The following is an 8,153-nucleotide window of genomic DNA, read 5'->3' as shown; positions in this document are numbered from 1 at the left end:
GGCGGGTGCGGGCGCTGCTGCCTCAGCAGCGCACCACGTTCGCTGCAAAGCGGTAGCCCGCGCCGCGTTCCGTGCAGATGAAGCGCGGATGGTCCGGGTCTTCTTCGATCTTGCGGCGCAGGCGCGACACCAGCACGTCGATCGTGCGGCTCACCGCGTCCGACTGGGCGCTGCGCGTCTTGAGCAGCAGCTGCTCGCGGTCGATGACGCGGTTCGCATGCAGCACGAAGACCTCGAGCAGGGCGAACTCGCCGTGCGTCAGGTCGCAGGGCGTGCCGTCGCCGTGCAGCAGCTCGCGCGCGGTGATGTTGAGGGTCCAGGGGCCGAACAGGTAGCGCTCGTGGCTCAGGCGGTCGGTGCGCAGCGAGCGCGGCATGCCGGTCTCGGCCGAGCGGCGCAGCAGCGCGCGGATGCGTGCGACCAGTTCGCGGTTGTCGAAAGGCTTGGCGATGAAATCGTCGACGGCGGTCTCGAGGCCCAGGATGCGGTCGGCGGCCGTGCCCTGGCCGGTGAGGATGATGATCGGGATGCGCGAGCGCGTGCGCAGCTGGCGTGCGAGCTCGATGCCGTCTTCCTTCTTCAGCCGCAGGTCGATGATCACGAGCGAGAAGGCGCGCTGGTCGAGCCGGGCTGCCATGGCCAGGCCGTCCGGCACGGCCTGTGCGCGAAAGCCCGACGACTCCAGCAGGTCGACCAGCGTCTCGCAGACTTCGGGATCGTCGTCGACCACCAGGATTTCGGGTTTCACTACGTCAAGCATGAGGTTCCAGAAGGCCGGACTGTGTGTCCGGTCGTCCAAAATTCTTGCAGACAAAAGCGCACCAATTGATACCTAAAGGTTAATCAAGTCCCTCTCAGGCTGGTATTTCGCGACTTTTTTTCGTCCGATGCTTTACACATGCATCGAAGCATCCCTTTCGGGGACTTCAATGTGATCCGTTTGTCACGCGGAATGGGTCACTTCAGTACAGGCGGTTCGACCGGCAGCGCCCGCTTGTGGGCGCTCTTGCGGTGCGTCGACAAGATCACCGCGCGCGCCGCGGCCGACACCGGCTTGCCCTCGAGGAAATCGTCGATCTGCTCGTAGCTCACGCCGAAGGCGTCTTCGTCGGGCTTGCCCGGCACCAGCGATTCGAGGTCGGCCGTGGGCACCTTGTAGACCAGCGCATCGGGCGCGCCCAGCAGCTGCGCCACGGCGCGCACGCGGCGCTTGTTGAGGCCGGTGAGCGGCGTGATGTCGGCCGCGCCGTCGCCGAACTTGGTGAAGAAACCCATGAGCGCTTCGGCCGCGTGGTCGGTGCCGATCACGAGGCCGTCGTGCGCGCCGGCCACCGCGAACTGCGCAATCATGCGCTGGCGCGCCTTGATGTTGCCGAGCACGAAGTCCTCGTGCGCCGCATCGCGAAAGGCCTGCCCGCCGGCGCGCAGCGCGGCCAGCATCGCATCGGCGGCGGGGCGGATGTCCACCGTCAGCAGGCGGTCGGGGCGGATCACCGCCAGCCCGGCCTGCGCCTCGGCCTCGTCGCGCTGCACGCCGTAGGGCAGGCGCATCGCGATGAAGGTGGCGTCGCGGCCTTCGGCGCGCAGCTTCTCGACCGCGCGCTGCGCAAGGCAGCCGGCGGTCAGCGAATCGACGCCGCCGCTGATGCCCAGCACCAGCGTCTTCAGGCCGGTGCTACGCAGGTAGTCGGCGAGGAAGTCGGTGCGCCGCGCGAGTTCGGTGGCGGCATCGAAGACGGGCGCCACGTGCAGGGCCGCGATGATCTCGCGCTGCGTGGCATCGACGGGGGTGAGGTCTGCACTCATCTGTGGGGCCTGGATGTGAGGATGAAGATCAGAAATCGACGAGGCTGAGGCCGATGCTGAGCACCGTTCGTTTGCGGTTGTAGTCCACCAGCGTGTCGCCATAGCCATGGAACAGCTGCGTGTGGAAGCGCAGGTTGCTCTTGGTCGGGTCGCCGATGGCCTTCAGCCATTCGAGGCGCACCGAGCCGCGGCCGCTGTCGCGCAGGTTGTTGCGCACCGTGATGCCCAGCTGGTTGTCGCGGTTGAGGTTCCAGCGGCCCGTGACTTCGGCGCGGCCGATGTAGTCGGCGATGTCGGGGTTGTCGTCCTTCGCGGCGCTTTCGGACATGCGCTGCCAGACGCGGCCCGTGACGGTGAAGCGGTCGTCGAGCTCGGCGCCGCCCATCAGGTACACGCGGTTCCAGCTGCGCGACAGCGGCAGGCTCTGGCCGTTCGACTGGTGCACGATGCCCACGCCCGCATAGCGCCAGCGCCAGCCGCCGGGCAGGTGGACGTCGGTCGGGTAGACATACATCAGCTCGGGCTCGTGGTCGGTGGTGCGGAAGGGCCGCGAGATCGAGCCGTTGAACAGCTGCCAGGTCGACTGCTGCGAATAGGCGAACCACAGCGAGTCCTTCTTGATCGGGTCGTTCTGCGTGAGCATGCCCTGCGCGAGCTTGGTGCGCACTGACAGGCCGATGCGCATCTCGTTCGCCTGGTAGGCCACGGGCTCGGCCGTGTGGCCGGCCGACGGCGAGGTCGGCGGCTGGGGCTTGTCGGTGGCGGCCGATGCCGACACCGTGAGCGGGCGGTAGCCGCGGAAGCCGAAGGTGCCGCAGTCGGTGGCGTTCTCGAGTTCCCAGAAGCGCGACAGCGTCGAGTACTGGCGGTCGCGGCAGCCTTCGGTGGTGGCGACCGAGACCACGCGCGTGGCCGGAATCGTGCCGTCCACCGGCGGTTGCGTGCTCGCGAGCACCGGCGGCGCCACGGGCACCGACACCGAGGGCAGCGTCTGTTGTTGCGACCAGCGGTCGTAGCAGGCCAGGCGCGCTTCGTTGTTCGCGCCGAGTGCGGCGCACTGCTGCCAGGTGAGCTGCGCGTCGGCCAGCGGGCTGGCCGGCTTGTCGACGGCCTGGGCCTGCGCACCGGACGCTGCGCCCAGGCATGCGGCCACGGCGGCCACGGTGCGCAGCGTGAACAGAGAAGCAGGGTGTCGTCGTGTCGTCTTCATGGCTTTCCTTCCTGTGCGACGGTCTTGCGCAGCACGAACGGGTGCGTGCGCTCGGTCGCGGCATCGCGCCACGTGCCGCGGAACTCGCGGCCGCAGGCGCCGGGTTGCAGCGTGCCCGACCAGACGCCGCTGATGGCGCGGCCGTCCAGCGATTCGTCGATGGACAGCGCGCCCTCGTCGTCGACATCGCCCGCGAGCTGCGCGACGGTCGTCTTCGTTGAGGTATCGGCGCGGCGCGTGATGGTGCCGCGCACGCCGGCGTACTCGGGGTGCTTGCCCAGCTGCACGACGGCCGTGCCGGGCAGGTCGTCGAAGCGGGCGTCCCACTGGCCGTACAGCGCCTGCAGCGGCAGCTCGCGCGCGTCGGCGGGGCAGTTGGGGTCGCGGGGCGTGGCGCAACCGGCCGCGAGGGCGGCGGCAAGCAGCGCGACTGCGACCGTCGCCGTCGTCCTCATGGCGTGGCGGCGGCCTTGGCCGCGCTGTCCAGCGCCTTGCGTGCGAACTCGGCGCGCAGCGCCTTCAGTTTCTCGCGCGGGTCTTCCTTGGTCGTGGCCTTGTCCAGGCCCATCTCGGCGATGAAGCGGCTGGGCATGCAGGGCACCATGTCGCGGCCCTGCTTGCGCTTCTTGGTCCAGCTCACGGCCAGGCTGCGCTGCGCGCGGGTGATGCCCACGTACATGAGGCGGCGCTCTTCCTGCAGGCGCTGCGTGGTCTCGTCGCTCACCACCTTCTGGCGGCCGTTGTCGTCGTCGAGCTTGAAGGGCAGCAGGCCCTCGGTCACGCCGATGAGCATCACATGCGGCCACTCGAGGCCCTTGGACGCATGCAGCGTCGAGAGCGTGACCACGTTCTGGTCCTGCTCGCGCTCGCTGATGGTCGACAGCAGCGAGATGGTCTGCGCCACCTCGAGCAGGCTCTTGTGTTCGTTCGGGTTCGTGTCGTCGGCGCCCGAGGCGTCGTCGAGCGAGCCGCCGGCGCGTTGCGACATCCAGTCGACGAACTCCAGCACGTTGGTCCAGCGCGTGGCGGCGGCGGCCTCGCTGTCTTCGCCTTCGTACAGATGGCGCTCGTAGTCGATCTCCTTGAGCCACTCGAGCATGAAGGCGCGCGAGGCTTCGGCGCCCATGGTGCGGCGCGCGCGGTATTCCAGGTCGTTGATGTAGCGGCCGAACTCGTGCACGCCGTCGAGCGTGCGCTTGGGGATCACGCTCGGCAGCGAGGGGCTGAACAGCGCCGCGAACAGGCTCAGCTTGTACTGGCTCGCGAAGCTGCCCAGGCTGGCCAGCGTGGTGTGGCCGATGCCGCGCTTGGGCGTGGTGATGGCGCGCAGGAACGCCGGGTCGTCGTCGTTGTTGACCCACAGGCGGAACCAGCCGCACAGGTCCTTGATCTCGGCGCGGTCGAAGAAGCTCTGGCCGCCCGACACCTTGTACGGAATCTGCGCCTTGCGCAGCGCCTGCTCGAAGATGCGCGCCTGGTGGTTGGCGCGGTACAGGATCGCGAAGTCGCGGAATTCCTTGTACTGCTTGCCCTGCGACACCGTGTCGCCCGCGCGCAGGCTGATGATGCGCGCCACCGTGCGCTCGGCCTCGTGCAGCTCGGTGTCGGCATCGACGATGCGCACCGGCTCGCCTTCGCCGAGTTCGGAGAACAGCGTCTTCGGAAACAGCTTGGGGTTGGGGCCGATCACGTTGTTGGCCGCGCGAAGAATGGCACTGGTGGAGCGGTAGTTCTGCTCCAGCTTGATGACCTTGAGCGTCGGGTAGTCGACCGGCAGCTTCTTCAGGTTGTCCAGCGTGGCGCCGCGCCAGCCGTAGATCGACTGGTCGTCGTCGCCCACCGCCGTGAACTGGCCGCGTTCGCCGGCCAGCGCCTTGAGCACTTCGTACTGCGTGGCGTTGGTGTCCTGGTATTCGTCGACCAGGATGTGGCCCAGCATGGCCTGCCACTTGGCGCGCACCTCGGGGAACTCGTACAGCAGCTTCAGCGGCATGCCAATGAGGTCGTCGAAGTCCACGCTCTGGTAGGCCTGCAGCCGCTCTTCGTACTGGACCATGATCTCGGCCGTGATGCGCTCGTTGTCGTCCACCGCGGCGGTCGCGGCCTGCGCAGCGTTCAGGCCCATGTTCTTCCACTTGCTGATCGTCCACTGCCAGATGCGGGCGGTGGCGATGTCGACGGTGCCGCCGCAGTCTTTCAATATCTTGGTGACGTCGTCGGCGTCCAGGATGCTGAAGGCCTTCTTCAGGCCCAGCACGTGGCCGTCCTCGCGCATCATGCGCACGCCCAGTGCGTGGAAGGTGCACACCACCACCTTGCGCGCGTCGCGCCCGATCAGGTCCTTGGCGCGCTCGCGCATTTCGGCGGCGGCCTTGTTCGTGAAGGTGATGGCCGCGATGCGCTCGGGCTTCAGGCCCGACTGGATCAGCCGGCCGATCTTGTGCGTGATCACGCGCGTCTTGCCCGAGCCCGCACCCGCGAGCACCAGACAGGGACCGTGCATGTAGTTGACCGCTTCTTGCTGGGCGAGATTGAGACCGTGGGACATGGGGGAGGGGGGAACCGGGAAAGCGGGAACGCGAAAAAGGCAGGAGGGGCCGCAGGGCGCGACCGTCGCAAAGCGGGCAATGATACGGGCCCGGCTGCGGCCGTCCGTGTCAGCGGGCATCGCGCGACGAAGGAGGACGACAATGCCGGCGTGCTGCCTGTTTTCCTTGTTACTTTTCCTTTCTTCGCCCTGATCGCGGCCGGCTACGCCGCCGCCCGCACCCGCATCCTGCCGCTGGATGCGATCCCGGGGCTCAACACCTTCGTGCTGTATTTCGCGCTGCCCTGCATGCTGCTGCGCTTCGGCGCCGGCACGCCCATCGCGCAGCTGCTGGACGGCAGCGTTGCACTGATTTGGGGCATCTGCGCGCTGGCCGTGGTGGCGGGCGTGGTGCTGTTCACGCGCAATGCGCGCATCGGCTGGAACGACGCGGCCTTCGGCGCGCTGGTGGCGGCCTTTCCGAACACCGGCTTCATGGGCGTGCCGCTGCTGGTGGCGCTGCTGGGCGCGCAGGCGGCCGGGCCGATCATCATCACCATCGCGTTCGACCTGGTCGTGACCTCGTCGCTGTGCATCGCGCTGTCGCGGCTCGACGGGGCCGGCAGCGCAGGACGCCACGGCGCCACGCTGGCCGCGCGCAAGGCGCTGCGCGGCATCCTCGTGAACCCGATGCCGTGGTCGATCCTGCTGGGCGTGCTGCTGTCGGCGGTGCGCTGGCAGTTGCCCGGGCCGGTCGAACGCACGATCGCCATGCTGGCCGACGCGGCCTCGCCCGTGGCGCTCTTCACCATCGGCGCGGTGCTGGCGCGCTCGGCGCTGCTGGCGCGCGAGCACGGCGCCAGCGCCATGGTGGCGGCGGCGATGGGCACCGGCGCCGGGCCCACGCCGAAGGCGCCGCTGGCCGACGTGCTGCCCGTGGTGCTGGTGAAGCTGGTGCTGCATCCGCTGGCGGTCTGGGCGCTGGGGCGCGGCGCCATCGCGCTGGGGCTGCCGCTGGCCCCCTCGGCGCTGGCCGTGATCGTGCTGGTCGCGGCGCTGCCGAGCGCGAGCAACGTGTCGATGCTGGCCGAGCGCTTCGGCGCCGACAACGGCCGCATCGCACGCATCATCCTGTGGACGACGGTGGCGGCGTTCTTCACCTTCCCGGTGGCGGTCGGCGCGCTGCGCTGACCGGGGGCGCTACTCGGTCAGCACGCCCAGCTTGTACGGATCGGCGTCCGACAGCCGCTCGCACTTCGAGAAGTCGCGGCCCTGCGTGCCGTCGCAGTAGTAGGTGTTGTAGATGCGGCCGAACAGCGTCGGGCTGGCCGTGAAGAGCACGCCGTGGTCCGGCTGCCAGTTGTCCTTGGGGGCGGGCGCGGTGGCTTCCATCGGGCGGGCCGCGTCGGTGGTGCCGGGGGCGGGCGTGAAATCGGCCAGCGTCTTGCGGGCTTCCTCGCCGCGCCAGCGCACCGCCAGCTCGGCCGCCGTGGGGCGGGTCGCCACCGGCACCAGGATGCCGTTGACCTGCAGGCCGTGCCCGAAGCGGTGCGTCTTGCCGGCCAGGAAGGCGTAGGCGCAGGCCGCCATGCAATGGCCGCGCACCTCGGTCTGCACGCCGCTCTCGCGGATCGCGTCGGCGTACGCGCCGGCCGCTTCGGCGGTGCCGCCGAACGAGTCTTCGAAGACCACGGTGCGCACCGTGCCGCTGCTCAGGAGTTCGGTGAAGGCCTTGACCTTGCTGCCGTCGAGCGTGCCCGACACCACCAGCCGCCGACCCTGCAGTTCGAGTTCCGCCGCGCCCGCGGACCCCGCAGCGGCAAGGTACGAAAGCGACACGGCGACAGCCACAGCAACCCCAGCCAGAAGAGACGACGATTTCACGGCGACCTTTGCATCAAGCGAGCGGGCACGAAACACCGCGGACCCAGCGATGGAACCGCACAGGCACAGCTTGTGCAAGGGCGGGGGTACCGTCAACTCTTTTTGCAGATTATTTCGGGGTAATCCCAGGGCATGTCTAAAGGCATACCGTGCGTTATCTCTTCAGATGAATGCTTGCGTATGCAGTTGCACTGCTACAGTGGTTCCGAGTCCAAGGTGTGAAGGGTCCAAGTGGGGCGCGCGATGGCAATACTGGTTCGCATCCTGATGTGGTTGGCCTGGCTCGCTGCGGTGGGCTGGTTCTGGCATGCCGGCACGATCGGCACGGGCGCCGCGCTCGCGCTGGCCGCGCTGAGCCTCGTCGTGTTCGCCTGGCCGAACAGCATTGCGCGGCGACGGCACAACGAGCTGCGCTACGTCGACATGGGCAAGGAGCCCACCGGCTACCACTGACGACGGCTGACGACCGACGCGGCGCGTTCGTGCAGCGCCTAGGACTTTGGTCCAATGCGCAACGACGCAGAGCTTCCTAGGATGGCGGCGCCTTACCGCCCTCCAGGAATCTCGCTGTGTCTCCTTTCCTTCTGCGTTTTCGTTTCGCCCGTCTTCTGCTGCTGTCCGTTCCGACGGCCGTGCTCGTCGCCTGCGGCGGCGGGGGAGACGGGGGCTCGGCCGTCAGCTTCTGGCCGAACAGCGGCACGGCCACCCCGCCGCCTGCCACCACCC

The 8,153-nt window shown here is 68.6% G+C and carries 8 protein-coding genes; 2 read left to right on the top strand and 6 right to left on the bottom strand.

Going from position 1 to position 8,153, the window contains the following annotated elements:
- Positions 1-22: 22 nt before the first annotated feature.
- The 5 genes from AC3WQR_RS31165 to AC3WQR_RS31145 form a co-directional block, all read right to left on the bottom strand.
- The gene (locus AC3WQR_RS31165; protein ID WP_070063911.1) at positions 23-760 is read right to left on the bottom strand and encodes a response regulator; all 738 of its coding nucleotides are present in this window, start codon (positions 758-760) and stop codon (positions 23-25) included.
- A 197-nt stretch (positions 761-957) separates the two neighbouring features.
- The gene (gene nadE, locus AC3WQR_RS31160; RefSeq protein ID WP_492745891.1) at positions 958-1,806 is read right to left on the bottom strand and encodes an NAD(+) synthase; all 849 of its coding nucleotides are present in this window, start codon (positions 1,804-1,806) and stop codon (positions 958-960) included.
- A gap of 28 nt (positions 1,807-1,834) precedes the next feature.
- Complete coding sequence (locus AC3WQR_RS31155; protein WP_095949456.1) at positions 1,835-3,016, bottom strand: phospholipase A; 1,182 nt, start codon at positions 3,014-3,016, stop codon at positions 1,835-1,837.
- On the bottom strand, positions 3,013-3,471 hold the full coding sequence (locus AC3WQR_RS31150) for a hypothetical protein (RefSeq protein ID WP_492745888.1): 459 nt from the start codon (positions 3,469-3,471) through the stop codon (positions 3,013-3,015). Before AC3WQR_RS31150 ends, AC3WQR_RS31155 begins: the two co-directional genes overlap by 4 nt.
- The gene (locus AC3WQR_RS31145; RefSeq protein WP_492745886.1) at positions 3,468-5,564 is read right to left on the bottom strand and encodes an ATP-dependent helicase; all 2,097 of its coding nucleotides are present in this window, start codon (positions 5,562-5,564) and stop codon (positions 3,468-3,470) included. The genes AC3WQR_RS31150 and AC3WQR_RS31145 overlap by 4 nt, the downstream gene beginning before the upstream one ends.
- Before the next feature lie 150 nt (positions 5,565-5,714).
- Here AC3WQR_RS31145 and AC3WQR_RS31140 point away from each other — a divergent pair, with 150 nt between their 5' ends.
- Positions 5,715-6,734, top strand: a complete 1,020-nt coding sequence (locus AC3WQR_RS31140) for an AEC family transporter (protein ID WP_095949457.1) — start codon at positions 5,715-5,717, stop codon at positions 6,732-6,734.
- Positions 6,735-6,743: 9 nt separating this feature from the next.
- Here AC3WQR_RS31140 and AC3WQR_RS31135 read toward each other — a convergent pair whose 3' ends face one another.
- A complete protein-coding gene (locus tag AC3WQR_RS31135) occupies positions 6,744-7,382 on the bottom strand; it encodes a hypothetical protein (protein WP_095747417.1) in 639 nt (212 codons plus the stop codon).
- A 288-nt stretch (positions 7,383-7,670) separates the two neighbouring features.
- Between AC3WQR_RS31135 and AC3WQR_RS31130 the strand changes: the two genes are divergently transcribed.
- Complete coding sequence (locus AC3WQR_RS31130) at positions 7,671-7,880, top strand: hypothetical protein (protein WP_062476199.1); 210 nt, start codon at positions 7,671-7,673, stop codon at positions 7,878-7,880.
- The last annotated feature ends 273 nt before the right edge of the window (positions 7,881-8,153 follow it).

The organism is Variovorax sp. FW305-3-2-15-B-LB1, from assembly GCF_058787635.1.
This window is presented reverse-complemented; position numbering and strand designations above follow the sequence as displayed.